Origin of the sequence: Nocardiopsis baichengensis YIM 90130 (genome assembly GCF_000341205.1) — a bacterium.
GTDB classification, from domain to species: domain Bacteria; phylum Actinomycetota; class Actinomycetes; order Streptosporangiales; family Streptosporangiaceae; genus Nocardiopsis_A; species Nocardiopsis_A halophila.
The window spans coordinates 172,325-195,998 of record NZ_ANAS01000004.1; the positions used below are offsets into that span (position 1 = coordinate 172,325).

At 75.5% G+C, this 23,674-nt stretch carries 25 protein-coding genes and 1 riboswitch; of the genes, 10 read left to right on the forward strand and 15 right to left on the reverse strand.

The window, feature by feature from the left end:
• Positions 1-23: 23 nt before the first annotated feature.
• The 3 genes from C892_RS0102070 to C892_RS0102080 form a co-directional block, all read right to left on the reverse strand.
• Positions 24-746: a sensor domain-containing protein gene (locus C892_RS0102070; RefSeq protein ID WP_017555834.1), complete on the reverse strand. Its 723-nt coding sequence runs from the start codon at positions 744-746 to the stop codon at positions 24-26.
• A 121-nt stretch (positions 747-867) separates the two neighbouring features.
• Complete coding sequence (locus C892_RS0102075) at positions 868-1,347, reverse strand: SRPBCC family protein (protein WP_017555835.1); 480 nt, start codon at positions 1,345-1,347, stop codon at positions 868-870.
• 1 nt (position 1,348) lies between these two features.
• Positions 1,349-1,723 carry an ArsR/SmtB family transcription factor gene (locus C892_RS0102080; protein ID WP_017537646.1) on the reverse strand — a complete coding sequence of 125 codons (375 nt, stop codon included), beginning with the start codon at positions 1,721-1,723 and terminating at the stop codon, positions 1,349-1,351.
• Positions 1,724-1,897: 174 nt separating this feature from the next.
• On the opposite strand from C892_RS0102080, the gene C892_RS0102085 reads away from it, so the two are divergent.
• Positions 1,898-2,422 carry a pyridoxamine 5'-phosphate oxidase family protein gene (locus C892_RS0102085; RefSeq protein ID WP_017555836.1) on the forward strand — a complete coding sequence of 175 codons (525 nt, stop codon included), beginning with the start codon at positions 1,898-1,900 and terminating at the stop codon, positions 2,420-2,422.
• A gap of 59 nt (positions 2,423-2,481) precedes the next feature.
• Here the strand turns inward: C892_RS0102085 and C892_RS0102090 are convergent, their stop codons facing one another.
• Positions 2,482-3,315 carry a methyltransferase domain-containing protein gene (locus tag C892_RS0102090; RefSeq protein WP_017555837.1) on the reverse strand — a complete coding sequence of 278 codons (834 nt, stop codon included), beginning with the start codon at positions 3,313-3,315 and terminating at the stop codon, positions 2,482-2,484.
• A gap of 107 nt (positions 3,316-3,422) precedes the next feature.
• Positions 3,423-3,965 carry a PadR family transcriptional regulator gene (locus C892_RS0102095; RefSeq protein WP_017555838.1) on the reverse strand — a complete coding sequence of 181 codons (543 nt, stop codon included), beginning with the start codon at positions 3,963-3,965 and terminating at the stop codon, positions 3,423-3,425.
• Positions 3,966-4,107: 142 nt separating this feature from the next.
• Between C892_RS0102095 and C892_RS0102100 the strand changes: the two genes are divergently transcribed.
• Positions 4,108-5,232 (forward strand): serine hydrolase domain-containing protein, encoded by a 1,125-nt coding sequence (locus C892_RS0102100; protein ID WP_017555839.1) that lies wholly within the window; start codon positions 4,108-4,110, stop codon positions 5,230-5,232.
• Positions 5,233-5,313: 81 nt separating this feature from the next.
• On the opposite strand, the gene eda is transcribed toward C892_RS0102100, so the two are convergent.
• The 4 genes from eda to zwf are packed head-to-tail and all read right to left on the reverse strand — an operon-like array spanning position 5,314 to position 10,305.
• Positions 5,314-5,946 carry a bifunctional 4-hydroxy-2-oxoglutarate aldolase/2-dehydro-3-deoxy-phosphogluconate aldolase gene (gene eda / locus C892_RS0102105; RefSeq protein ID WP_017555840.1) on the reverse strand — a complete coding sequence of 211 codons (633 nt, stop codon included), beginning with the start codon at positions 5,944-5,946 and terminating at the stop codon, positions 5,314-5,316.
• Entirely contained in the window at positions 5,943-6,938 is a 996-nt protein-coding gene (gene glk, locus C892_RS0102110) for a glucokinase (RefSeq protein WP_017555841.1), read from the reverse strand. The genes eda and glk overlap by 4 nt, the downstream gene beginning before the upstream one ends.
• Positions 6,939-6,943: 5 nt before the next feature.
• Positions 6,944-8,773, reverse strand: coding sequence for a phosphogluconate dehydratase (gene edd, locus C892_RS0102115; RefSeq protein ID WP_017555842.1), 1,830 nt, complete (start codon positions 8,771-8,773; stop codon positions 6,944-6,946).
• Positions 8,773-10,305, reverse strand: coding sequence for a glucose-6-phosphate dehydrogenase (zwf, locus tag C892_RS0102120; protein WP_017537654.1), 1,533 nt, complete (start codon positions 10,303-10,305; stop codon positions 8,773-8,775). Before zwf ends, edd begins: the two co-directional genes overlap by 1 nt.
• Positions 10,306-10,452: 147 nt before the next feature.
• On the opposite strand from zwf, the gene C892_RS0102125 reads away from it, so the two are divergent.
• The gene (locus C892_RS0102125; RefSeq protein WP_017555843.1) at positions 10,453-11,694 is read left to right on the forward strand and encodes an ROK family transcriptional regulator; all 1,242 of its coding nucleotides are present in this window, start codon (positions 10,453-10,455) and stop codon (positions 11,692-11,694) included.
• 107 nt (positions 11,695-11,801) lie between these two features.
• Positions 11,802-12,449 (forward strand): NPCBM/NEW2 domain-containing protein, encoded by a 648-nt coding sequence (locus C892_RS0102130; protein WP_017555844.1) that lies wholly within the window; start codon positions 11,802-11,804, stop codon positions 12,447-12,449.
• 109 nt (positions 12,450-12,558) lie between these two features.
• On the opposite strand, the gene C892_RS0102135 is transcribed toward C892_RS0102130, so the two are convergent.
• The 3 genes from C892_RS0102135 to C892_RS0102145 form a co-directional block, all read right to left on the reverse strand.
• Positions 12,559-12,924, reverse strand: a complete 366-nt coding sequence (locus C892_RS0102135; RefSeq protein ID WP_017555845.1) for a DMT family transporter — start codon at positions 12,922-12,924, stop codon at positions 12,559-12,561.
• A 2-nt stretch (positions 12,925-12,926) separates the two neighbouring features.
• Positions 12,927-13,241 carry a DMT family transporter gene (locus C892_RS0102140; RefSeq protein WP_017555846.1) on the reverse strand — a complete coding sequence of 105 codons (315 nt, stop codon included), beginning with the start codon at positions 13,239-13,241 and terminating at the stop codon, positions 12,927-12,929.
• A gap of 18 nt (positions 13,242-13,259) precedes the next feature.
• Positions 13,260-13,323, reverse strand: a riboswitch (guanidine-III (ykkC-III) riboswitch).
• Positions 13,324-13,401: 78 nt separating this feature from the next.
• Complete coding sequence (locus tag C892_RS0102145; protein ID WP_017555847.1) at positions 13,402-14,388, reverse strand: DMT family transporter; 987 nt, start codon at positions 14,386-14,388, stop codon at positions 13,402-13,404.
• A 160-nt stretch (positions 14,389-14,548) separates the two neighbouring features.
• Between C892_RS0102145 and C892_RS0102150 the strand changes: the two genes are divergently transcribed.
• Positions 14,549-15,412 (forward strand): LysR family transcriptional regulator, encoded by an 864-nt coding sequence (locus C892_RS0102150; RefSeq protein ID WP_017555848.1) that lies wholly within the window; start codon positions 14,549-14,551, stop codon positions 15,410-15,412.
• Positions 15,413-15,511: 99 nt separating this feature from the next.
• On the opposite strand, the gene C892_RS0102155 is transcribed toward C892_RS0102150, so the two are convergent.
• The gene (locus tag C892_RS0102155; RefSeq protein ID WP_017555849.1) at positions 15,512-16,150 is read right to left on the reverse strand and encodes a LysE family translocator; all 639 of its coding nucleotides are present in this window, start codon (positions 16,148-16,150) and stop codon (positions 15,512-15,514) included.
• A 130-nt stretch (positions 16,151-16,280) separates the two neighbouring features.
• Here C892_RS0102155 and C892_RS0102160 point away from each other — a divergent pair, with 130 nt between their 5' ends.
• Both C892_RS0102160 and C892_RS28395 read left to right on the forward strand, forming a co-directional pair.
• Positions 16,281-16,751, forward strand: coding sequence for a GNAT family N-acetyltransferase (locus tag C892_RS0102160; RefSeq protein WP_017555850.1), 471 nt, complete (start codon positions 16,281-16,283; stop codon positions 16,749-16,751).
• A gap of 68 nt (positions 16,752-16,819) precedes the next feature.
• Complete coding sequence (locus tag C892_RS28395; protein ID WP_239647231.1) at positions 16,820-17,161, forward strand: class I SAM-dependent methyltransferase; 342 nt, start codon at positions 16,820-16,822, stop codon at positions 17,159-17,161.
• A 9-nt stretch (positions 17,162-17,170) separates the two neighbouring features.
• Here the strand turns inward: C892_RS28395 and C892_RS0102170 are convergent, their stop codons facing one another.
• A complete protein-coding gene (locus C892_RS0102170; RefSeq protein WP_017555852.1) occupies positions 17,171-20,554 on the reverse strand; it encodes a DNA polymerase III subunit alpha in 3,384 nt (1,127 codons plus the stop codon).
• Positions 20,555-20,961: 407 nt separating this feature from the next.
• Here C892_RS0102170 and C892_RS0102175 point away from each other — a divergent pair, with 407 nt between their 5' ends.
• Genes C892_RS0102175 through C892_RS0102185 form a run of 3 tightly spaced genes read left to right on the forward strand, consistent with a single transcriptional unit; the run spans position 20,962 to position 23,054 of the window.
• Positions 20,962-21,567 carry a DUF421 domain-containing protein gene (locus tag C892_RS0102175; RefSeq protein WP_017555853.1) on the forward strand — a complete coding sequence of 202 codons (606 nt, stop codon included), beginning with the start codon at positions 20,962-20,964 and terminating at the stop codon, positions 21,565-21,567.
• A 40-nt stretch (positions 21,568-21,607) separates the two neighbouring features.
• A complete protein-coding gene (locus tag C892_RS0102180) occupies positions 21,608-22,318 on the forward strand; it encodes a DUF998 domain-containing protein (RefSeq protein WP_017555854.1) in 711 nt (236 codons plus the stop codon).
• 46 nt (positions 22,319-22,364) lie between these two features.
• Complete coding sequence (locus C892_RS0102185) at positions 22,365-23,054, forward strand: metal-dependent transcriptional regulator (protein WP_017537672.1); 690 nt, start codon at positions 22,365-22,367, stop codon at positions 23,052-23,054.
• A gap of 91 nt (positions 23,055-23,145) precedes the next feature.
• Here C892_RS0102185 and C892_RS0102190 read toward each other — a convergent pair whose 3' ends face one another.
• On the reverse strand, positions 23,146-23,556 hold the full coding sequence (locus tag C892_RS0102190) for a DUF6463 family protein (RefSeq protein ID WP_239647232.1): 411 nt from the start codon (positions 23,554-23,556) through the stop codon (positions 23,146-23,148).
• Between the last annotated feature and the right edge of the window lie 118 nt (positions 23,557-23,674).

The following is a 23,674-nucleotide window of genomic DNA, read 5'->3' on the forward strand; positions in this document are numbered from 1 at the left end:
CCCGGCGTTCCGGGCCGCGCCGCTCACCGGGCGGCGGGGGCCGCGGCCTCGGCGGGCCCGCCCTGCGCCGCCGGGGCCGTCGGTGCCGCCGCGTCCGCCGGAGCGCGCCGGCCGGGCTCGGGCTCCTCGTAGGCCGGGGTGTAGGGGGACAGGAACGCCTGCGCGAGCGAGGCGTTGAGCATCGCCGCGGCCCGCACCACGACGGGCAGGGTGAGGGCGAAGAGCAGGCCCAGGCCCGTGTGGAAGCCGATCGACACGGCGAGCGAACCGCCCAGTCCCAGGAGTTCGGGCAGACCGGTGTTGCCGGGGATCTGGTGCAGCACCGACCCGTAGACCGGGTAGGTGAGCCCGGCCAGGGCGGCGGACCACCACGTGGCCACCACCGCGAAGGACGCCACGGACACGGGCAGGCGCACCAGCGCGTACCCGGCGTCCATCCAGCTCTGGCCGCAGGTGAGCGGGGCCAGGGCCGAGCGGAGCGGTCCGGCGCCGGCCGCGGCGCGGCGGTAGCGCGGGGCGCCCAAGGGGCGGCCCAGGACGTCGGGGAGGAGGTTGCGCTCCACCGTGGCGGCCATCCGGGCGGCCAGCAGGGTGCCGGCGAGAACGAACAGGCCGACCCCCAGGACCGCGGTGCCGGCACCGGCCGCCAGCCCGGCGACGGCGAGGGCGAACCCGACGATGGAGGCGGGGAGCCCGATGAGGACGTAGCGGGTGTCGGCGCCGAGGCGCCGGATGAGCGTCTGCATACCCGGAACGCTACGGATCCCGCACCCGGCGGGCACTACCGTGCTCCCCTCACCCGGGGGTGGTGCGCACACCACCGCGCCGGGGCGCGGCCGCAGGGGCGCCGGGCCGCGCCCCGGCCCGTCACCCGCGTTCCGCCAGCTCCGCCGCGAGGTCGGCCAGGCGGTCCAGGCCTTCGGCGGAGCCCTCCTCCATGCCGTCGGCCACCATGGCGTCGCGGTCCTCGACCGACTGGAAGACGGTCACCGCCCGGTAGCGGGTGGAGCCGCCCGCGTCCTCAAGCGTGGCCGTCTCCAGGCACACGTGGCCCGGGGCGCCCTCGTACTCGAAGGTCTGCACGATCCGCTCCGGCGCGGTCACCTCGTGGTAGACGCCGTGGAAATCGAACTCCCCGTCCTCGCCCGAGGTCAGGAACCGCCAGGAGCCCCCGGTGGCGATCTCGGCCCGGTCGACGCGCACGGTGTAGGCGGCCGGCCCCCACCAGCGGGGGATCAGCTCAGGGTCGGTCATGGCCCGGAACACCGCCTCGCGCGGGGCGTCGAAGACCCGCTCGGTGACGATGTCCTGGCGGCCCGGCTCGATCACGAACTCCGTCCTGCCCATCTCACTGCCCTCTCTGCGGCCTCTCGGCCCCGTCCTCGTCGGTGTCGCCGGCCCCCGAGCGGATCCGGCCGATCGCGGCCTCCAGCCGGTCCATCCGGTCGGTCTGCACGTCCCGGTAGCGCCGGATCCAGGCCGAGGCCTCCTCCAGCGGCTCGGTCTCCAGACGGCAGGGGCGCCACTGGGCGTCGCGCCCCCGCGTGATGAGCCCCGCGCGCTCCAGCACCTTGAGGTGCTTGGAGACGGCCTGCAGGCTCACCTCGAACGGTTCGGCCAGCTCGTTGACGGTGGCCTCGCCGCGCGCCAGCCGGGCGAGGATCGCCCTGCGCGTGGGGTCGGCCAGAGCCGCGAAGACCACGCTGAGCCGGTCGTCCGCCATGTGTATTCAACCTTCTCATTGCTCAACCTCTGGGTTGAATATCCACCCGGGCGGGGCCGCTGTCAATCCCCCAGGGAAAAAGTCCGGGAGCCGGCGGCGGGAACGATGAGTTCGCCCGCCCGGGCCCGTCACTACCTTCACCACGGCCTCGGCGACGGAGCGAAGGAGCAGGCGATGACGCACACCCCGGACCCCGCGGGCGAACTCGACGCGCGCTACAGCGGGAAGGCGGCCCGGCCCACCCCGTGGGCGCGGGCGCGGCGCGAGCTGGAGTCGGCCGGCGTGTACTGGCTGTCCACGGTGCGCCCGGACGGGCGGCCGCACGTGACGCCGCTGATCGCGGTCTGGCGGGACGGGGCCCTGCACTTCTGCACCGGCCCCGAGGAGCGCAAGGCGCGCAACCTGGCGGACAACCCGCAGTGCACGCTCACCACCGGCACCAACGACCTGAACAAGGGGCTGGACGTGGTGGTGGAGGGCCGCGCCGATCGGGTGGGCGACGAGGCCCTTCTGGCGGACCTGGCCGACGACTTCGCCGCGAAGTACGGGGAGGTGTGGCGCTTCGAGGTGCGCGACGGGGCCTTCCACCAGGAGGGCGGGTCGGCGCTGGTGTTCGGTGTGGCCCCGGTGACCGCCTTCGGCTTCGAACGGGGCGGGGTCGCCGCCCAGACGCGGTGGCGCTTCTCCGCGACGGTATGAGCCGTCGGGGCGCGTCCCCCAGGGCGGGAACACTCCGGGGGACGCGCCTGGGCCGGGAGCTAGTCGGGGCGACGCGCCAGGGCGACGGTGAAGGAGGCGTCCAGCTCCGCCACGCCGCGCTCGGCCATCAGGTCGGCGAGCCGCGTGCGCACGCGCTCGCGTGCCGGGGCGTCCAGGCCGTCCATCAGCCCCCGTGCGGCGTTCCCCTGGACGAACTCCCAGGCCGAGGCGGCGTCGAGGGGAACGCGGTGGTCGTGGCGCGCCACGTGTTCGCAGACCAGCCCCAGGCCCTCAAGCCACGCGGTCAGCCGTGCGGCGTCCGCGATGCGGTCGCGGGCCTGCTGGAATCCGGGCGGTTCGGGCCGGGTGCCGGTCTCGGCCCCGATCGCCTCGAAGTACAGGGTGAGGAAGCCGGCCAGGGCGCCCTCGGCCCAGACCGTGACCGCCATCCGGCCGCCGGGCCGCAGGGTGCCGGCCAGGGCCGCGGTCCCGGCGTCCATGTCGGGGAAGAACGCGACGCCGTGGACCACCTGGACCAGGTCGTAGGCGCCGGGCTCGGGCCAGGCGGCGGCGTCGGCGCGGACGAACCGCACGTTGCCGATGCCCGCCCGCGCGGCGCGCTCGCGCCCCTGCGCCAGGAGGGCCTCGGACAGGTCCACCGCGTCGACCGTCCCGTCCGGCGCCACGGCCGCGGCCGCGGGGAGCGCGGAGGCGCCGGCCCCGCAGCAGGCGTCGAGCACCCGCTCCCCGCCCTTGGGGGAGCAGGCGCCGACGGTGGCCTCGCCGATCGGGTCCCACAACCGCGCGCCCCACGCATCGAACTCCCGCGCCCCGGCGTCGAAGACCCCTCCGATACCCGTCCCGCCCATGGCCGTCCCCTTGCCGCTCGACATCACCGGAAACGGTAATCATTTCCTATCGTGTGCGGGCGTGACAACCCTACCGGGGTATACGGAGGCGGAGTGCTCCCGCGCGTCGGCGCGGGCGGGTGCACGCGGAGTCAGCCGCCGGGCAGGGCGTCCCGGCCGGCCCGGTCGCGGAACCAGTCGAGCATGAAGCGGTGCGAGGCGAGGCCGTAGTCGAGCGTTGCCCGCTGGTACTCGAAGACGTCGTGGAGGCCCTCAGGGGCGCTCCGGGCGTTCAGGCGCTCGTCGAGGTCCGCCAGCGCCGCGAGGCCGTGCTCGATGCGCTCCTCGATGCCGCGCAGCACCCGCGGGCGCTCCTCCGGCTCCAGCAGCCCGAGGAAATACAGCCTGGCCAGTGCCCCGGTCTCCAGGCCGGGGCCGGTCGGGGGCGCGGCCGTCATCCACGCGCGGAACTCCGCGCGCCCGGCCTCGGTCGGGCGGTAGGCCTTGCGGCGCCGGCCCCCGCTCTCGGTGCTGTCGGTCTCGATGAGGCCCTGCGCGAGCAGGCGGTCCAGCGCCCGTTTGATGCTTCCGGAGCTGGCGCTGTAGAAGAGCCCGATGCCGGCCTCGAAGGCCTTGACCAGGTCGTAGAAGCTCTGCGGGGCGATCAGCAGGAGTCCGAGGATCACGTGGGCCATCGTCCGAGTCTATTGCCTCTCATAGACATGTCTAGTAGACATGTCGCCATCGCGGGTCCCCGCCCGACGGATCGACGCCCCCGGCCGGCGGAGGCGGAGCGCGGGCCCCGCCGCCAGGAGGCACGACGTGACACCGCACCAGATGACGGTCCGCGACCAGGACGACCGCGGCCCCGACGGCCTCGACGCCCGGCTGACCCGCCTGCTGCGGCGTGTCGCCGCACGGCCCGGCGCCCACCACGCGGTCATGGCCGTCGAGAGCGGGGACGGGCGGCGGCGCTGGCGCGGCGCCGCCGGACCCGCGGGCGGTGCCCCTCCGGTGCGCCCCGAGACCCCGTTCTTCATCGCGAGCATCACCAAACGCTTCATCGCCGCGCTGGTCCTGCAGGCCCACGAGCGCGGCGAGCTCGACCTCGGCGCGCCGATCACCGCCCTGCTGCCGCCGGAGGAGGCCGCAGGGCTGCACGTCCTGCGGGGCACCGACCGCACAGCGTCGGTCACGGTGCGCCATCTGGCCACCCACACCTCCGGACTGCCCGACCACTTCGAGAAGCGCCGCGGGGGGCCGAGCCTGGACCGGCACCTGGCCACGGGCCGCGACACGGCCTGGACCTTCGAGGACACGGTGCGGATCACCCGCCGGGAGCAGCGCCCGCACTTCGCGCCGCAGGACCTGGGGAGCCCGAGGCAGAGGGCCCGCTACTCCGACACCGGCTTCCAGCTCCTCATCCGCATCCTCGAAGAGGCCACCGGCCGCCCCTTCCCCGTACTGCTGGCCGAGCGGCTCCTCGTCCCGCTCGGCCTGGAGGACACCTGGCTTCCCGGGCACCGCCCGCGCCGTCCGGAGGCCGCGGAGCCCGCGCCCCTGCACGCCGGGCGGCGGCGTGTGGAGCTGCCGTCGCTGATCGCCTCCAGCAACGACCTGTACAGCACAGTCGGCGACCTCCTCGCCTTCCAGAGGGCGCTGCTCGCCGGTGCGCCCTTCGCCGACCCGCGCTCGCCCGCGGCGCTCACCGAGCGCCGCAACCGGTTGCGCAACGCCCCCGTCCTCTCCTACGGACTGGGCACCATGTTCTTCACGGTCGGCCGTGCCGCGTCACCGCTCCACCGGCCCGTCACCCTCATCGGGCACTCCGGAGCCACGGGGACCTGGCTCTTCCACTGCCCCGAGCTCGACGTGCACCTGGCCGGCACCGTCGACCAGACCGCGGGGCGGGCCCTCCCGTTCCGGATCATGGCCCGGTGCCTGAACGCCTGGCGCGCGTGAGGGCGGGGACCGGCAGCGGGCACAAGAACGGCCCACCGGTGATTCCGGTGGACCGTTCCCGGCTCTTCCAGGGACGCGCCCCTACGGGCGCAGGGCCGCGGCCTCCCGGGCCAGGGACTCGATGCGGTCCCAGTCGCCGGCCTCCACGGCATCGCGCGGGGTCAGCCAGGTGCCGCCCACGCAGCCCACGTTCGGCAGGGCCAGGTACTCCGGCGCGCTCGCCGGGGTCACACCGCCGGTCGGGCAGAACCGCACCTGCGGCAGCGGCCCCGACAGCGACTTCAGGTACGTGCGGCCCCCGGCCGCCTCGGCCGGGAAGAACTTCAGCGCGTCCACGCCCTGCTCCAGCAGCGCCATCGCCTCCGAGGCGGTCGCCACCCCCGGAAGGAACGGCACGCCGGTGTCGGCCATGGCCCCGCGCAGCCGGTCCGTGCAGCCCGGGCTGACCAGGAACGCCGCCCCCGCCTTGGCCGCCGCGGCCGCCTGTCCGGGGGTGGTCACCGTCCCCGCGCCCACCACGGCCTCGGGCACCTCGGCGGCGATGCGCTCGATCGCCGTGAGCCCGGCCTCGGTGCGCAGCGTCACCTCGATGGCGGGCAGGCCGCCCCGCGCCAGCGCGCGGGCCAGCGGCACCGCGGTGCCGGCGTCGTCGAGCACCACCACCGGCACGACCGGGGCGAGGGCGAACAGGTCGTGGCTGGTCTGGGGTTTCACGGGCGCTCCAGTCGGTGGTCCAGTCGCGCGGCCGCGCCCAGCAGCGCCGGGTTGTCGGCGGTGATGAGCACGGTGGCGATGTTCTTCAGGTAATCGGTCATCCGTCCCTTGGCCTCGAAGCGCAGCCGGAAGCGGCCGTTGCGCAGCACTTCGGGGATGCGGGGCAGCACGCCGCCGCCGAGGAACACCCCGCCGGTGGCGCCGAGGGTCAGGGCCGCGTTCCCGGCGAACCCGCCGAGCAGGGCGGCGAACACCTCGAGGGTCTCGCGGCACAGCGGCTCGGCGCCCTCCGGGTGCACCCCGGCCGCGGTGATCTCCCGGGGGGAGAGCTTGCGCGCGCTCTGGCCGCGCACCTGGGCCAGGGCCTGGTACAGCCGGGGCAGCCCCGGGCCGCTGAGCAGCGCCTCGGCGCTCACCCGCCCGCGCTCGGCGGTGATCACCCGCACCACCTCGGCCTCGATGTCCTCCACGGCCGGGGCGTCGACGTGCCCGCCCTCGCCCGGGAGCGGGAGCCACCCGCCGCCGGGCAGCGGCACCAGGCCCGCGACGCCCAGGCCGGTGCCCGGCCCCAGCACCGCCATCGGCTCGGAGGGGTCGGTGGCCGGTCCCCCCAGCGGCAGCAGGTCGTCCTCGCCGAGCACCGGCAGGGACTGGGCCAGCGCCGCGAAGTCGTTGACCACCTCCAGGTGGTCCAGGCCCATCCCGGTGCGGGTCTGCTCGACCGAGAAGTCCCAGCCCACGTTGGTCAGCCGGATCCGGTCGCGCACGACCGGCCCGGCCACCGCCACGCACGCCGCCGAGGGCCGCACCGGCTCCTCGATCCCGTCGAGGTAGGCGCGGGCGGCCGAGGCCAGCCCGTCGTGCAGGGCGCTGGGCACCTTGCCCACGCGCACCGGCCGCCCCCCTGCGGCCTGCACCAGCCCGAACCGGGCGTTGGTCCCTCCGATGTCGCCGACCAGCCAGGGGCGCTCGGCCGTGGGGGCGGACTGCACACGTGTCACCGGTCTCCTCCAAAGACGCTTGCGCCGCGCTCGGCCGGGCCGACCGCGGCGCGAAAGGCCGCGAACAGCTCGCGTCCGGTGCCGACCGAGGAGTCCACCGTGGGCGCGGCGGGCGCGCGCTGCTCCAGGTCGGCGGCGAGCACCTCCAGTGTGCCGGATTCGGCGTCCACCCGGACGGTATCGCCGTCGCGCACCCGGGCGATCGGCCCGCCCGCGGCGGCCTCGGGGGAGACGTGGATGGCCGCGGGCACCTTGCCCGAGGCCCCCGACATGCGCCCGTCGGTGACCAGGGCGACCTTGTGGCCGCGGTCCTGGAGAACCCCTAGCGCCGGGGTGAGCTTGTGCAGCTCGGGCATGCCGTTGGCGCCGGGGCCCTGGAAGCGCACGACGGCCACCACGTCGCCGTCCAGCTCGCCGTCGGTGAAGGCCTGCTGCAGGGCGGCCTGGGAGTCGAACACCCGGGCCGGGGCCTCCACGACGCGCCGCTCGGGCGCCACCGCCGACACCTTCATCACCGAGCGGCCCAGGTTGCCGTCGAGCATGCGCAGCCCGCCGTCGTCGGCGAAGGGGTCCTTCGCCGGGCGCAGCACCTCGGTGTCGCCGCTCTCGGCGGGCGCCTCCCCCCAGGCCAGGGAGCCGTCGCCGGAGAGCTCGGGGCGGTGGCGGTAGCGGTCCAGGCCGGGGCCGGCGACCGTGCCCACGTCGGGGTGGAGCAGCCCGGCGTCCAGCATCTGCCCGATGAGGTAGGGCATGCCGCCCACCTCGTGGAAGCGGTTCACGTCGGCCTTGCCGTTGGGGTACATGCGCGCCAGCAGCGGCACGACCTCCGACAGTTCGGCGAAGTCGTCCCAGGTCAGCTTGATCCCGGCGGCCTCGGCCACGGCCACCAGGTGCAGGGTGTGGTTGGTGGAGCCGCCGGTGGCCAGCAGCGCGGCCACCGCGTTGACCACCGCGCGCTCGTCGATCATCTCGCCTACCGGGGTGTAGTCCCCGGCCAGCCGGGTCAGGCCCACCACGCGGCGCCCGGCCTCGGCGGTCAGCGCCTCGCGCATGGGGGTGCCCGGCTGCTCGAAGCTGGCCCCGGGCAGGTGCAGGCCCATGACCTCCATGAGCATCTGGTTGGAGTTGGCGGTGCCGTAGAAGGTGCAGGTGCCGGGGGAGTGGTAGGCCCGGGACTCGGCCTTGAGCAGCTCCTCGCGGCCCACCTTGCCCTCGGCGTGCAGCTGGCGGATCCGGGCCTTCTCGGCGTTGGAGACCCCCGAGGCCATCGGCCCGGCCGGCACGAAGGCCACCGGAAGGTGCCCGAAGCTCAGCGCCCCGATCAGCAGGCCGGGCACGATCTTGTCGCACACGCCCAGCATCAGCGCGCCGTCGAACATCTCGTGGGACAGCGCCACCGCGGCCGACATGGCGATGACGTCGCGGCTGAACAGCGACAGCTCCATGCCGGGCCGGCCCTGGGTGATGCCGTCGCACATGGCGGGCACCCCGCCGGCGAACTGGGCCACGCCCCCCGCCTCGCGCACCGCCTCCTTGAGCAGCTCGGGGTAGTCCCGCAGCGGCTGGTGGGCCGAGAGCATGTCGTTGTAGGAGGAGACGATGGCGATGTTGGGCTTGGCGCCGTCGGGGACGGTGCGGCTCAGCTCCAGCTTGTCGCCGGCCGGGCAGGCGGCGAAGCCGTGCGCCAGGTTGGTGCAGCCCAGCGCGCCGCGGGCGGGCCCGGCCTCGGCGGCGGCGCGGATCCGCTCCAGGTAGGCGGCGCGGCTCTGGGCGCTGCGCTCGCGCAGGCGCTCGGTGACGTCGGTGATGCGCGGATGGAGGGTCATCAGGTCATATCCCCTTCGTGCCAGGTCCGCCCGGTGCGGGCGAGGAGGTCGTGGGCGCCCTGGGGGCCGGTGCCCCCGGGGGCGTAGGGCTCGGGGTCGGTCCCCTGCCAGGCGTCGATGATCGGGTCGACCCACCGCCAGGCGGTCTCGACCTCGTCGCGGCGCATGAACAGGGTGGGGTCGCCGGCCATGACGTCCATGAGCAGGCGCTCGTAGGCGTCGGGGGAGCGCACCGCGAAGCGGTCGGACAGGCTCAGCTCCAGCGGTGCGGGGCGCAGCCGCAGCTCCCCGGCGCCGGGCTCCTTGGCGAGCATGTGCAGGCGGATGGTCTCCTCCGGCTGCAGGCGGATGACCAGCCGGTTGGGCGTGCCGCCCGCGCCCTGCCCGGGGAAGATGGGGTGCGGGACGTCGCGGAACTGCACCACGATCTCGGAGTAGCGCCGGGCCATGCGCTTGCCGGTGCGCAGGTAGAAGGGGACCCCGGCCCAGCGCCAGTTGGCCACCGAGGCCTCCAGGGCCACGAACGTCTCGGTGGAGCTGGCGCCGTCGGCCCCGGGCTCGCCGGTGTAGCCGGGCACCGGGCGGCCGCCGGCCGTGCCGGGGGCGTACTGGCCGCGCGCGGTGTCGCGCAGGGCGTCCTGCCCGGTCAGCGGGGCCAGCGACTGCAGCACCTTGACCTTCTCGTCGCGCACGGCCTCGCGGTCGAAGCTGGCGGGCGGCTCCATGGCGATCAGGCACAGCAGCTGCAGCAGGTGGTTCTGCACCATGTCGCGCATGGCGCCGGCGCGGTCGTAGTAGCCGTGGCGGGTGCCCACGCCGACCGTCTCGGCGGCGGTGATCTGCACGTTGTCGATCCACCGGCTGTTCCAGACCGGCTCCAGGAACATGTTGGCGAAGCGCAGCGCCAGCAGGTTCTGGACGGTCTCCTTGCCCAGGTAGTGGTCGATGCGGAAGGTGCGGCGCTCGCTGAAGACCGCGCCCACGGCGTCGTTGATCTCCCGGGCCGAGCGCAGGTCGCGCCCCAGGGGCTTCTCCAGGACGACGCGGGAGGCGCCTTCGGCCAGGCCGTGGGCCTGCAGGTCGGCGCAGATGCGCCCGAAGAGCATGGGCGGCACGGCCAGGTAGTACACCCGTCCCCGCTCGGCCCCGTCCTGCGCCGGTGCCTGTCCGAGCAGGGACTCCAGCCGCTCCCAGCCGTCGCCGGGCTCGTCCAGGTCCAGCGGCACGTGGTGCAGGCGGTCCAGGAAGCGGCGCAGCACCGGTTCGGGAACCGCGCCGGCGCGCAGCACCGAGGGGTTGTCCGCCACGGCCGCCTCGGCCTTGCCCCGGTAGTCGGCGTCGCCGATGCCGTCGCGGGAGACGGCGACGATGCGGGTGGAGGGCGCCAGGCGCCCGTCCTTCTCGCACAGCAGCAGCGCCGGCAGCAGCTTGCGCATCGCCAGGTCGCCGGTGCCGCCGAAGACGACGAGGTCGGTGGGCGCGGCGGTGCGCGCCGCCCCCGGGGGCGGGGTGGCCGGGGCAGAGGCGGGCATGTGGTCCCTTTCCGCAGGACTTCGGGCAGACCAGTTGAAACCTAGCGGCAACTTCGGTCACACCACAAGTCATACTTCTGAAGATTTTTTTACAGAAGTGGGGCGGTTCGGCGTCCGACACGGGGGTGTGCGTGGTTGAATTGCGGCATGCCCCGACGCCACGGCCCGCCCGCGACCGCCGCCACCGCCGGCCACGTGCTGCGGCTGATCCGCACCGGCGAGGCCGCCACCCGCGCCGAGATCGCGCGGGTCACCCGGCTCTCCCGGCCCTCGGTCGCCTCCCGGGTCGCCGAGCTGATGGACCTGGGGCTGGTCACCGAGGGCCACCACGGCCCCTCGCGCGGCGGCCGCCCTCCCGGGCGCCTGGAGTTCAACGCCGCCGGCGGCGTGGTGCTCAGCGCGGCCCTGGGCATCTCCCGCAGCCAGGCGGCCGTGTGCGACCTGGCCGGGCGGGTGCTGGCCCGCACCGAGGGCTCCCCGGAGGTCGTCCAGGGCCCCGACACCGCCCTGCCCTGGCTGCTGGGCACCTGGGAGCGCCTGCTTCAGGAGTGCGGCCGCGCCCCGCACGAGGCGCGCGGGGTGGGCATCGGCCTGCCCGGCACCGTGCGCTTCGCCCTGGGGCGCGCCGAGGAGCCGCCGGTGCTGCCCGGCTGGGGCGGCGTGGACATCGCCCCGCTGGTCGCCGAGCGCTTCCCGGTGCCGGTGCTGCTGGACAACGACGTGAACGTGATGGCGCTGGGCGCGCACACCGCCGACTACCCCGGCGCCGACGACCTGGTCTTCGTCAAGGTCTCCACCGGCGTGGGCGCCGGCATCATCTCCGGCGGCGCACTGGTGCGCGGCACCCTCGGCGCGGCCGGGGAGATCGGGCACATCCCCGTGCCCGACGGCGGCGGGACCTCCTGCCGCTGCGGCAACACCGACTGCCTGGAGGCGGTGGCCGGCGGGCCGGCGCTGCTGGAGCGCTTCCACCGGGCCGGGCGGGAGGCGGCGGGCGTGCAGGGGCTGGCCGCGCTGGCCTCCGACGGCGACGCCGACGCGGTGGCGCTGGTGCGCGAGGCCGGGCGCCGGGTCGGCGAGGTGCTGGCCGGGGCCGTGAACCTGCTCAACCCCGAGGTCATCGTGCTCGGCGGGCACCTGGGCACCGCCTTCGACCCGCTGGCGGCAGGGGTGCGCGAGGCGGTGTTCCGCCGGGCCACGGCGCTGGCCACCCGGCAGCTGCGCATCGTGCCCAACCACTCCGGGGGCGCGGCCGGCCTGCGCGGCGGCGCGGCCATGGTGCTCGACCACGTCCTGGCGCCCGAGGAGGTCAACGCTGCCATCGCCGAACGCGAGGCCGAGGCGGCGCAGGACGGGGCCGAGGCGGGCACGGCCGCGGGCCGCGGCTGAGCGCACCGGCCGCCTCTGCAGAATCCGGACCGATCGGCGAACACGGAGGGCCCGGGGCCGCTAGCCTGCCCCCACTGACCGCCCCCCCCGCCCCCTGAGGACCCGCCGTGCCGCTGCCCCGGAACGTCACCGTGCCCACCGCCCTGATCACCGGTTCCGCAGGCGTCGCCGTCGGCGCCCTGGTCACCGCACCGGTCGTCTACGTCGCCGCGCGCGACGGCGCCCCGCATGACCCCGCGCCCCGACCGGTGGCGACGGTGACCGCCGCGCACACCGTCACCGCCTCCCCGGCGCCGCAGCCCTCCAGAGGCGGCGATGGTGACGGCGGACCGGAGGACGGGGCCGACGGGCCCTCGGCCGCACGGCCTGACGGTGAGCCCATGACCGGTTGGGAATCGGTGGAGGGCCGGGACCGGATGTGGGGCAACGCGTCCGTGGACGGCTCCCGCCGCAACGGCGCCCTCGTCCACGACCACTACTGCGACGACGACCGCTCGACCGAGTTCAACCTCGGCCGGGACTGGAGCACGTGGACCGGGACCGTGGGCATCGACGACGGCGCCGAGGAGGCCGACGGCAGCGTCACCTTCGAGGTCGTGGGCGACGGCGAGCGCCTGGCCCAGGAGACCGTGGGCCTGGGCGAGGCGGCGGACCTTGAGGCCGACGTCGGGGGCGTCCTGCGCCTGGAGCTGGTCTCCACCTCGCACGAGTGCGTCAAGGGCGGCGCGGTCTGGGCCGACCCCGTACTGCACTGAGCCCGACGCCCGCCGTGCCGTCCGACGGCGGATCGCCGCGCTGCAGCAGGTCGGCGAGCGGTTGGAGGAGCACCTGGCGGCGGTGGGCGGATGAGGCCGCCCACCGCGCTCAGGCGCCCGCGTCCTGTTCGGCGGCCGCCCCCGGCCGGGGCTCCGACCCGGCCGGGACCAGCTTGAGGCCTGCGACGGCCAGGATGATCCCGCCGATGAACACGATCTTGGCCGCCGAGACCGGCTCGGCGCCGGTGGCCATCGCATAGGCGACCGTCAGCGCCGCGCCGACGCCGACCCAGACCGCGTATCCGGTGCCGATCGGGATGTGCTTGACCGCCCGTCCCAGGCCGACCATGCTCGCCAGGAGCGCGACGGCGAAGACGGCGGTCGGTCCGGGCTCGGTGAACCCCTCCGACATGCCCATCGCCGTGGCCCACACGGCCTCGAAGACGGCGCTGATGAGAAGGATGATCCACGGCATGCTCAGCTCACCGCCTTCAGACCGATGATGGAACCGACCAGGAGCACCAGCAGCAGGACCTTGGTGACCGACGCGCGGTCCTTCCCGGTGAAGAAGCCCCACACCACGGTGAGCGTGGCGCCGATGCCCACCCACACCGCGTAGGCGGTCCCGGTCGGCAGGGACGTCATGGCCCAGCCGAGCCCGGCCATGCTCAGGGCCAGGGCGACGAAGAAGAGCAGGGTCGGGCGCCGGCGGCGGAAGCCCTCGGAGGCCGACAGGGCCGCCGCCCACACCGCCTCCAGGACGCCGGAGAGCACCAACACGAACCAGGCCATGAAATGCGGACCTCTTTCCATGGCCGTCTTGTCGTGAAGCGGGTACGGCTCCCTCGTCCGCGGGCCCGATCGCAGGGTCCCTGAAAACGGTATACGACATCGCGCTTGTTCCCGGCAAGCGGCGTGGGCCCCGGGAACATAAAAACGATGGAGAACTCCGTCACCATCGACGCGCGGCGCGTGCATTCCCGCGCGTTTCCCGTGCAGGGGAGCAGTTCTCGGAGCCAGGGTCCGCACGCCCTTCGACCGCGCCGCCGCGAGCGGGCCCCCTGCCCCGACCCACCAGGGCGATCGCCGCGGCGGCGCAGAGCATGCCGGCGGCCGCCGCCAGGGTCGGCACCCGGCCGTGCACGGCCCACTCCAGTAGGGCGGTCACCGGCGGCACGCAGAAGAACAGGGCGCTGACCCGCACCGCCTCGCCCCGGGCCACCATCACGTACAGCAGCGCCGTGGCCCCCACCGAGACCACCGCGGCCATCCACCCGGCGCCGAACAGCAGCCCCGGCTCCCAATCGGCCCGCATCCGGCCGCCGGCCAGGGCGACCGCCCCGAAGACGGCCGCGCTGAGCGTGCTCTGCAGCGCCAGCGACGCCCACAGGCCCACCCCCGAGGCGCGGCCCTGGACCAGGGTTCCGGCGGTGATGCCCAGCAGCGCCGCGGACGCGAACGCCACGCCCGCGGCACCGCCGTCGCCCCCGGCCAGGGCCCCCGGCCCCGCCCCCGCCGTCAGCGCGGCCCCGGCCACGCCCAGGGCCGACCCGGCCCACACCGCAGGTCCCCGCCCCGCACCGGTCACGGCCGCGGTGAGCACCGGCTGCAGGGCCACGATCACGATCACCGTCGCCGCGGGCGCGCCCACCGCCAGGGCGAGGAAGAAGAACCCCTGGTAGAGGACCTGCACGAGCAGGGCCACCGCCCCCAGTCGCAGCCACCGGCGCGCACCGCGGGGCAGGGGGTCGCGCACCAGCGTCCAGATCCCCCACGCGAGCGCGGCGGCGCCCGCCGCGCGGAGGAAGAGGAAGGCCGGGACGGTGGTGTGCGGCAGCCCCAGCTGGACGGCGAGCGGTCCGCTCGCCCACAGCAGGACGAAGGCGGCCGGCGCCGCCGCGGCCGCTTTGGCGGAGGCGGCGGGGGCCGTGGCGGACATGGGGGCTCCGATCGCCGACGGAAGGGAAGGGGAGAGGGAAACGCGCAAGGAAAGGGGTGAGGAATCCGCGGCGCCGGCGCGCATTCCGCACCCCTTTTTCTAGCCAATCGCCGGCGGCCGCAGGAAATGCCGTTCTCCCATGGGGGTATGCTCTGCGGGCATGGGGATCGACATCCGGCACCTCCGGGCGTTCGTCGCCGCGGTGGAGGAACGCAGCATCACCCGCGCCGCGCAGCGGCTGCACATCACCCAGCCCGCCCTCTCGCGCACGCTGTCCGCACTGGAGCAGCAGACCGGCGCCGTGCTGCTGCGCCGCTCCCCCCAGGGTGTCGAGGCCACCGCCGAGGGGGAGGCGTTCCGGGTCCGGGCGCAGCACGCCCTGGAGGCGTTCGACGAGGCGGTCCGCGCCCCGGCCGGGCCGCCGCGCCCGCTGCGGATCGGCCACCCCTGGGGCGCCTTCGGCCCCTTCACCACCCCGCTGCTGCGGTCCTGGCGCGACGAGCGCCCGGACCGCCCCCTCGAACTGGTCCGCCGCGACGACGCGATGGCCCGCCTGGAGGCCGGGGAGGTGGACGCCTGCGTCGTGCGGGGAGCACCGCCGGGGAGCGGGTACGGCCGTGCGCGGCTGCACCGCGAGGAGCGGTGGGCGGCGCTGCCCTCGGGCCACCGGCTGGCGGGGCGGGGGTCTCTGGTCCTGGCCGACCTGGCGGACGAGGGGCTGCTGGTCAACACCGGCACCGGTACCACCGACCCGAGCATGTGGGGCGCGGGGCCGCGCCCGCGCGTGGTGGGCGACACCGCCAATGTCGACGACTGGATCGACCTGATCGCGGCGGGCGCGGGCATCGGGGTCACACTGGGGTCGGTGGCGCTGACCCGCCGGCACGCCGAGGTCGTGTACGTCCCCCTGGAGGACGCGCCGCCGGTGGACGTCCACCTGGTCTGGCGACCCGGGGCGGTCCACCCGGCGCTGGAGTCCTTCGTCGCGACGGCCCGACGGATCACCGGGGCGGACCGGCACTGAACCGCTGGCACGGCGCCGGTCCTTTGGCCGTATCCCACGGCTGGCCGTACCCCACGGCCGGGAAACGGCACGCTGCCGCAGGGAACCGCCCGTCCCCCGTCAGTCCCTCCGTCCGGTCACGGCGAGACCGACCCCCAGGCCGATCATGGTGAGACCTCCGGCGCCGCCGAGGGCGGAGAGCCTGCGGGGCGAGCGGGCGAACCAGGACCGTGCCGAGGACGCGCCCAGCGCCCAGCAGCTGTCGCAGGCCGCCGCGAGGGCGCTGAAGACCAGGCCGAGCAGGAGCATCTGCAGTGCCACGTGCCCCTCGGCCCGGTCCACGAACTGCGGCAGCACGGCGGCGAGGAAGATCAGGGTCTTCGGGTTGGCGGCCCCGACGGCGAAACCGTCCCACACCAGGCGCGGCAGGCCCCCGCGCGCGTCCTGGTCCGCGGACTCGTGCGCCAGGGCCCCGCGCTCGCGCCAGGTCTTGGCGCCCAGGTAGACCAGGTAGGCCGCGCCCGCCAGCTTCAGCGCGGTGAACAGCACGGCCGAGCGCTCCACGAGCGGCGCCAGGCCCAGCGCCACGGCCCCCACCAGCGCGTAGCAGCCGATCGCGTTGCCGACGGCGCCGGCCAGAGCGACGCGCCGCCCGTGCGCAAGGGCGCGGCCCACGACGAAGAGCACGCTGGGGCCGGGGGCGACGATCAGCAGGAACGAGGCGACGGCGAACGCGGTCAGGACATGGGGCTCGATCACCCGGTCATTCCAGCACGGCCGGGCCCGCCCCTCCAGCCCTTTTCCTCGGTGCCGGGCCCGGCACCGCGCCGGGAGGGGGATAGGCTTCACGCCGTTCACCGACAGCTGCGGGACCAGCGGGGGGAGTGGCATGGGCGAACCGGTCCGGATGCGGCGGGCGCAGGTCGAGGACGTGGCCGAGATCGTGGCGATGCTGTCCGACGACGCGATCGGGCGTGGGCGTGAGGACACCGGGGACCTGGCGCCCTACCTCTCCGCGTTCAAGGAGATCGACGCCGACCCCCGCCAGCTCCTCGCGGTCGCCGAGGCGGGCGGGAGAGTGGTGGGCACACTGCAGCTCACCTTCATTCCCTACCTGTCGCGCGGCGGATCCACCCGTGCCCTGGTCGAGGCGGTGCGCGTCCGGGCCGAAGAGCGCGGGAAGGGGATCGGCGCCCGGATGATGGAGTGGGCCGAGTCCCAGGCCCGCCAACGGGGGTGCCCACTGATCCAGCTCACCTCCGACCGCACCCGGAAAAACGCCCACCGCTTCTACGGGCGCTTGGGCTACGACCCCACCCACGTCGGCTTCAAGAAGGCGCTTCCCCCTCCGGCCGACTGACGCGGGCCGCTCGCCCTCCGACCGAAATCCGGTTGGGCGGCGTAGGCGCCGTGCGTATCTTCTGCCGCATGGTCGATGAGTGCTTCGGGAATCCGCGGCTGGCGGCGGTCTACGACGCGGTCGAGGGCGACCGCGGCGACCTGGGCGCCTACCTCGGGGCGGCGGAGGAGTGCGGTGCGCGTCGCGTGCTGGACATCGGCTGCGGCACGGGGGTGTTCGCGCTCCTCCTCGCCGGCCGCGGGGTCGAGGTCGTCGGCCTCGACCCCGCCGGGGCGTCCGTCGACGTCGCCGAGGCCAAGGCGGGCGGCGGGCGCGTCCGGTGGATCCGCGGCGACGCGTCCGGCAGGAACGAGGCGGTCCAGGTCCTGCGCGAGCACCCCGGGACCGCCGTGCCGGGCACCGTCGGCTGATCGCGCGCCTCACCTCCCCGTGCTGCCCGGGCTGGCGTGCCAGAGCTTCCTCGGGGCCGAGTCGCTTCCGCTGCCCGCGGGGGCGATCTCGGCGTAGGGGGTGAGCGCGAACCCGCTCGCGTAGCGCACGCGCCTGCCGCCCACGCCCGCCAGGCGGCTCCGGTGCGGCCGCCGCAAGTGGGCGTCCATCGCCTCGGCCCCCTCCTCGTGCCAGAGCCGGGCCAGCTCCTCCAGGTCGAAGGCCTCGGCCGCGTTCACCGTCGGCGGCCCCGACCCCGCCCTGCGCACCCGGCCGCGCACCGCCAGCAGCCAGGAGCCGAACACCGTCGCCGCGCACCGGTCCTGCACCGACTCGAAGAAGGTCAGGTCCACCAGCCCCGTGGCGTCGTCCAGGGTGGTGAAGATGATCCGCTGCCCCGACCGCACCGCGGGGGTCTGGGTGGCCACCTTCACCCCCAGGACCAGCACCTGCTCCCCGTGCCGGGCCCGGGACAGGTCGCGGGCGCGCACCGCCCCGTGCCGGGCCGCCAGCGCGGCCAGCACCTCGGCGTAGCAGTCCAGCAGGTGCCGGCTCGCGTCGTAGCCCAGTACCTGCAGCTCGGCCTGCACCTCCTCGGCCGGGGTCATCTCGGGCAGCCCCGCCTCCCGGGCCGCCGCCCCCGGCTCCACCGCCAGCCCCAGCTGGCCCCCGCCCGGGCCCGACCGCCCCGCGCGCTCCAGCTCCCCGGCGCGCAGCAGCAGGTCGCGGCGGCCGGACCGCTCGGCGCCGGGGGCCGCGCCCACCCGGTCCAGCGCCCCGACCTCGATCAGCCGGTCCAGCACGTCCCGCGAGACCGCCGCGCGGGAGACGAAGTCGCGCAGCGAGGCGTAGGGCGCCCCGGCGACGACCGCCTCGATCTCGGCCGAGGAGATCCCCTTGACGTCGGCCAGCGAGGCCCGCACCCCCCACCGGCCGTCCGGGGTGGGCTCGGCCCGCCACTCGTGCCCCGACCGGTCGACGTCCACCCCCAGCACCGGCACCCCGAACCGCCGGGCGTCGTCGATGATCGCGCGCTTGGGGTACATGCCCGGGTCGTGGGTGAGGACCCCGGCGTAGAAGGCGGCCGGGTGGTGCCGCTTGAGCCAGGCCGACTGGTAGGTGGGCAGGGCGAACGCCGCGGCGTGGGCCTTGCAGAACCCGAACGAGCCGAACGAGGCCAGGATCTCCCAGGCGCGCTCGACCTCCTCGCCGGGCCGGCCGCACTCCAGCGCCATCCGGGTGAAGACCTCCCGCACCTGCTCGCGCCCCTCCTCGGTGCCCAGGCGGCGGCGCATCACCTCGGCCTGGTCCAGCCCGCAGCCGGTCATCAGGTGCAGCATCTTCAGCACCTGCTCGTGGTAGACGACCACCCCGCCGGTCTCGCGCAGCACCTCGGCCAGCACCGGGGAGACCAGGTCGGGGCCGGCCGGCGCGCCCCCCTCGGCGGCCTCCTCGCGGGCGGCCAGGAACGGGGCGACCATGTCGCTGCCCACCGGCCCGGGGCGGAACAGCGAGATGTCGATGATCAGGTCGCCCATGTTCTTGGGCCTGAGCTTGCCCACCAGCTCCCGCTGCCCCGGCGACTCGATCTGGAAGCAGCCCAGGGTGGCCGAGGAGCGGATCATGGCGTAGGTGGCCGGGTCGCCGTCGGGCAGCGCGTCGATGTCGACCCGCTCCCCGCCGGTGCGCTCGATCTCGTCCAGGGAGTGCGCCATGGCCGACTGCAGGCGCACCCCGATGACGTCGAGCTTGATCAGTCCCATCTCCTCCACGTCGTCCTTGTCGAACTGGACCATGTCGAAGCCGGTGCGGCTGGGCTGCAGCGGCGCCCGGTCGCGCAGCGTCCCGTCCGAGACGACGATGCCGCAGGGGTGCAGGGCCGCGTGCCGGGGCAGCCCGTCGAGCCGCTCGGCCAGGCGGAACAGCGCGCGGGCCGGGTGCTCGCCCAGCCGCCCCGTGCGCAGCTCGGGCAGGTCCTCGCAGGCCTGGCGGATCTGCCGGGCGCGGATCCGGGGGAAGGCCTTGGCCAGCGCGTCCACCTCGTGCGGCGGCAGCCCCATGGCCGCGCCCGCGTCGCGGACGGCGCTGCGGGCCCGGTAGGTCTCCAGCATCGACACGCAGGCCGCGTCGGGGTAGCCCTCGAACACCGCCTCGTAGGCCTCCAGGCGTCGGGCCGACTCCACGTCCAGGTCGATGTCGGGCAGCCCGGTGCGCCCGTGCGACAGGAAGCGCTCCATGAGCAGCCCGTTGGCCAGGGGGTCCACCGCCGAGATGCCGATGAGGTGGTTGACCAGGCTGCCGGTGCCCGAGCCGCGGATGGAGCAGCGGATGCCGCGGGCGCGGATGCGCTCGGCGATGTCGGCGACGGTCAGGAAGTAGGGGGAGAACCCCTTGCGCTCGATGATCTCCAGCTCCGCGGCCAGGCGGGAGCGGGCGCGCTCGTCGCCGCGCAGGCCCAGCCGGTCCACGCCCTCCTCGCATGCGCGCCAGAGCCGCTCGCGGGCGCCGGGCACGCGGGGCATGTGCGGCCGCCCCAGGCCCAGGTCGGCCTCGGGGTCCAGGGCGCAGGAGGCGGCCAGGGCGCGGGTGTGCGCGAGCAGGCGGCGGGCCTCGGTGCGGTCGGGCCCGCAGACCCGCTCGGCGATCTCGGCCATCTCCGCGGTGCCCTTGAGGTAGGCCTGGGTCCCGGCGGGTTCGGCGGGCGGGCCGCCCCCGGGGAGCCAGCGGCGCGCCTGGTCGATGACCTGGGCGACCTCGGCGTCCTCGGGGCGGGGGTAGCGCACGGCGTTGCCGAGGACCGCAAGGGTGCGGCTCCGGCGGGCCAGGGCCAGCAGGGCGGCCGCGCGGCGGCGCTGGCCGGGGCCCAGGTGGTCGACGATCTCGACGGCGGTCTCGGCGGCGGCGCGCCAGCCCTCCAGGAGCCTCAGGGCGCGCCGGCCGTGGCCCCGGGCCACGGCCTGCCCCACGTCGGAGCCGGGGCCGAGCAGGACCACCAGGCCCTCGGCGTGGGCGGCGACGGCCTCGGGGGAGACCGCGGGCACGGCCGAGGGGTCGGTTCCGGCGGCGGCGTGGGCGCGGGTGACCAGGCGGCACAGGGAGGCCCAGCCGCGGGCGCCGCGGGCCAGCAGGGTGATGCGGCCGCCGCCGGGGGCGGCCACCGCCAGGCTCACCCCCAGGATCGGGCGGATGCCGGCGTCGCGGCAGGCCTTGAGGTGGGCCACGGCACCGTACACGCCGTCGCGGTCGGTCAGCGCGAGCATGTCCATGCCCAGCTCGGCGGCGCGTTCGACCAGCGCGGCGGGGTGGGAGGTGCCGTGGCGCATGGAGGCCGAGGAGGCCGCGTCCAGGTGGACGAAGGGGGCGGGCGCGGTCACGGGCGCCCCCTTCGTGCCCGCTCCGCCCGCGGCCGCACCGGCATCGCGCTCCTCCCCCTCGCGGATCGGCGCCCGGGACGGGCGCGCGGCCCGGGCGCGGCGTGGCCCCGGCGGCGAACCGCCCAGAGCGCTCACACCGGCACACGACGGGGAAGACGGGCCGAAATCGAACTTCTGTACGAATACTAACGCAGATGGTACCTAAGATGCACCTGTGACCTGGGAGAAGAGGGGGAGCGGCGGCAGGGAGGCCCGCAGCAGCAGGGGTTCCCGGCGTCCGAAAGAGGCGCGGGCGCCCGCCCCGGCGCGTCCGGCCGATGCGCCGGGGCGCCGCCGGGCAGCATGGGAGCGGACGCGGCGGGGCGGGCCGCCGCGCGCCCGCGGGCGGAAGCGGAGAGGGCCCCACCATGTGGCACGACATGTTCGTCCCCGACATCCCCACGGCCGAGAAGACCGTCCGGACCGTCCTGGTGTACCTGGCCCTGTACCTGATTCTGCGGCTGGGCGGGAAGCGCGACCTGGCCCAGCTCAACACCATGGACCTGGTCGTGGTCCTGCTGCTGTCCAACGTGGTGCAGAACGCCGTCATCGGCCAGGACTTCTCGGTCACCGGGGGCGTGGTCGGCGCGGTCGTGCTCATGGCGGCCGACTGGGCGATGGTGCGGCTGCGCACCCGCTGGTGGTGGGCCTGGCGGCTGTTCGAGGGCCGGGCCAGCGTCCTGGTGCGCGACGGCCGGTACGACCGGCGCACCATGTGGCGGCTCGGGGTGCGCAAGGCCGACGTCGAACAGGTGGTGCGCCGGGACGGCGGTTCAGGGGTGGGCGACGCCGAGCGCGTCATGCTGGAGCCGGACGGCACTCTGCTCGTGGAGCTGCGCCAGGGCAAGCGCGCCGCGACGGCGGGCCAGGTCCGGGCCCTGGAACAGCGGCTCGTCCGGATCGAGAACCTGCTGAGCGAACAGTCCGGAAACGGCCAGGGGGACGGTGGGGGCCAGGCGGGCCGCAACGGGTAGCGTCGGCCTTCGATGCGGCGCACACGGGAGGAGGCCCCCGATGGCGGTACCGCGCGGCGCGCCGACGCGCCGGCTCCTGGTGGGCGGCGCGGCCGCCGGCCCCCTGTTCGTCGCGGTGTTCACGGCCGCCGGCGCCCTGCGTCCCGACTACGACCCGCTCCGCCACCCGGTCAGCTCGCTCGCCCTCACCGGGGACGGGTGGGTGCAGGCGGCGAACTTCCTACTGGCCGGGGGGCTGCTGGTCCTCCTCGCCGCGGGGATGCGCCGGGTGCCGGTCGGCGGGCGCACCGGCGCGGCCCCGTGGGCGGTCGGCGCCGCCGGGGTGGGCCTGGCGGGCGCCGGGGTCTTCCCCGGGGACCCGCTCAGCGGCTACCCGCCCGGCAGCCCCGACGAGATCGTCTACACCCCCGTGGGGGTGGCCCACGACGCGTTCTCGATGCTGGTCTTCATCGGGCTCCCCGTGGCCTGCGTCGTCTTCGGCGTACGCGCCCTGCGCGCACGGTGGTGGGCCGCGGCCGCCTACTCCCTGCTGAGCGCGGTCGCGGGCGTCGTCTTCTTCGTCCTCGCCGGCACCGGCTTCGAGCAGGACCCCGGCCTCGTCGACCTGGCCGGGCTGTACCAGCGCGCGTCCATCGTGTGCCTGCTGGGGTGGACCACCGTGGCCGCGCTGCTCCTGCTGCGCGAGGAGCGCCGCCGCGTTCCCGGAGAGGCCTGCCCGCCGGCCCCTCAGGGAGTGCGTCCACCGCGCTGAGCCGCGGGAACGGGGCGCACAGGCGATTCACGGTAGCGTTGAAGGCATGGAGTCAGTACCGGCGGAGCGGCCGTCCACCTCGGTCGAGGACTACGTCAAGGTCATCTACGACCTGCAGGAGAGGGGGAGCGGCCCGGTCACCATCTCGGCGATGGCCGAGCGGCTGTCGGTGTCCAACTCCTCGGTCTCGGGGATGCTGCGCAAGCTCGGCGACCTGGGCCTGGTCGACCACCGCCGGTACGGGTCGGTGCGCCTGACCGAGACCGGGACCAAGGCCGCGCTGGCGGTGCTGCGCCGCCACCGCCTGCTGGAGACCTACCTGGTGGAGGCGCTGGGCTACTCCTGGGACGAGGTGCACGACGAGGCCGAGGAGCTGGAGCACGTCGTCTCCGACAAGTTCGTCGAGCGCATCTCCGCCCGCCTGGGCGACCCGGTGGCCGACCCGCACGGCGACCCCATCCCCACCCGCGACGGCCGGGTGGTCAACCGCGCCACCGGCCTGCTCTCGGACGCCGAGGCCGGCGCGGTCGGCACCATCGTCCGGGTCAACGACACCGACCCCGAACTGCTGCGCTACCTGTCCGAGCAGCGCATCGGCATCGGCATGCACGTGGAGGTGGTCGAGCGCCAGCCCTACGGCGGCTCGCTCATCGTGCGCATCGGCTCGGGGGAGGACGCCTGCGAGCGCTCCCTGGGCCTGATGGCCGCCGAAGCGCTGTGGATCGCGCCCGACTGACCCCTGCCGCCCCGTTCCCGTGCAACGGGTGCGGTCCGCCCTCCCGGCGGGAAGGGCGGACCGCACATCTCAGGCGAGCGGCCCCTGCGCGCTAGGCGCGCCAGGCCTCCGCTGCGCGGCGCCGGTCGCCCGACCGGCGCGCCAGGCCGGCGCCGATGAGCAGGCCCGCCGGCACCAGCCCCAGCAGGAACCCGCTGGGGCCGACCAGCGCCGCGCAGCCCAGGGCCCACAGGCCGATCGCCCATCCCGCGTAGGCCGGCACCGCTTCGCCGCGGCGCCCCGTCCTGGCCACGAGGAGGCCGAGCACGGCCAAGGGGACCACGAAGCCGCCCGGCAGCGCCCAGAAGCCCAGCATCGACTCCGTGGACGTCCCGTGGCTCCACAGCTCGCCCGAGAACCATTCCCCCCAGTAGGGGTGGGGGAGGAAGAAGAGGGTGTGCAGCAGCGCGATGGCCGCCATGCTCCACCCGCCGGCAACGGTGAGTCGCGCTGAGGTGTCCATGGGCCCAGCCTGGCGCTCCGCGCCCGCCCCGGTGATCCCCCGCGAGGGGGACGGGGCGGCCCCGCCCGGGGGATTCCTCCGGGGCGCCCCGTGCCCCTCGGGAACGCGGGCCCGGCTC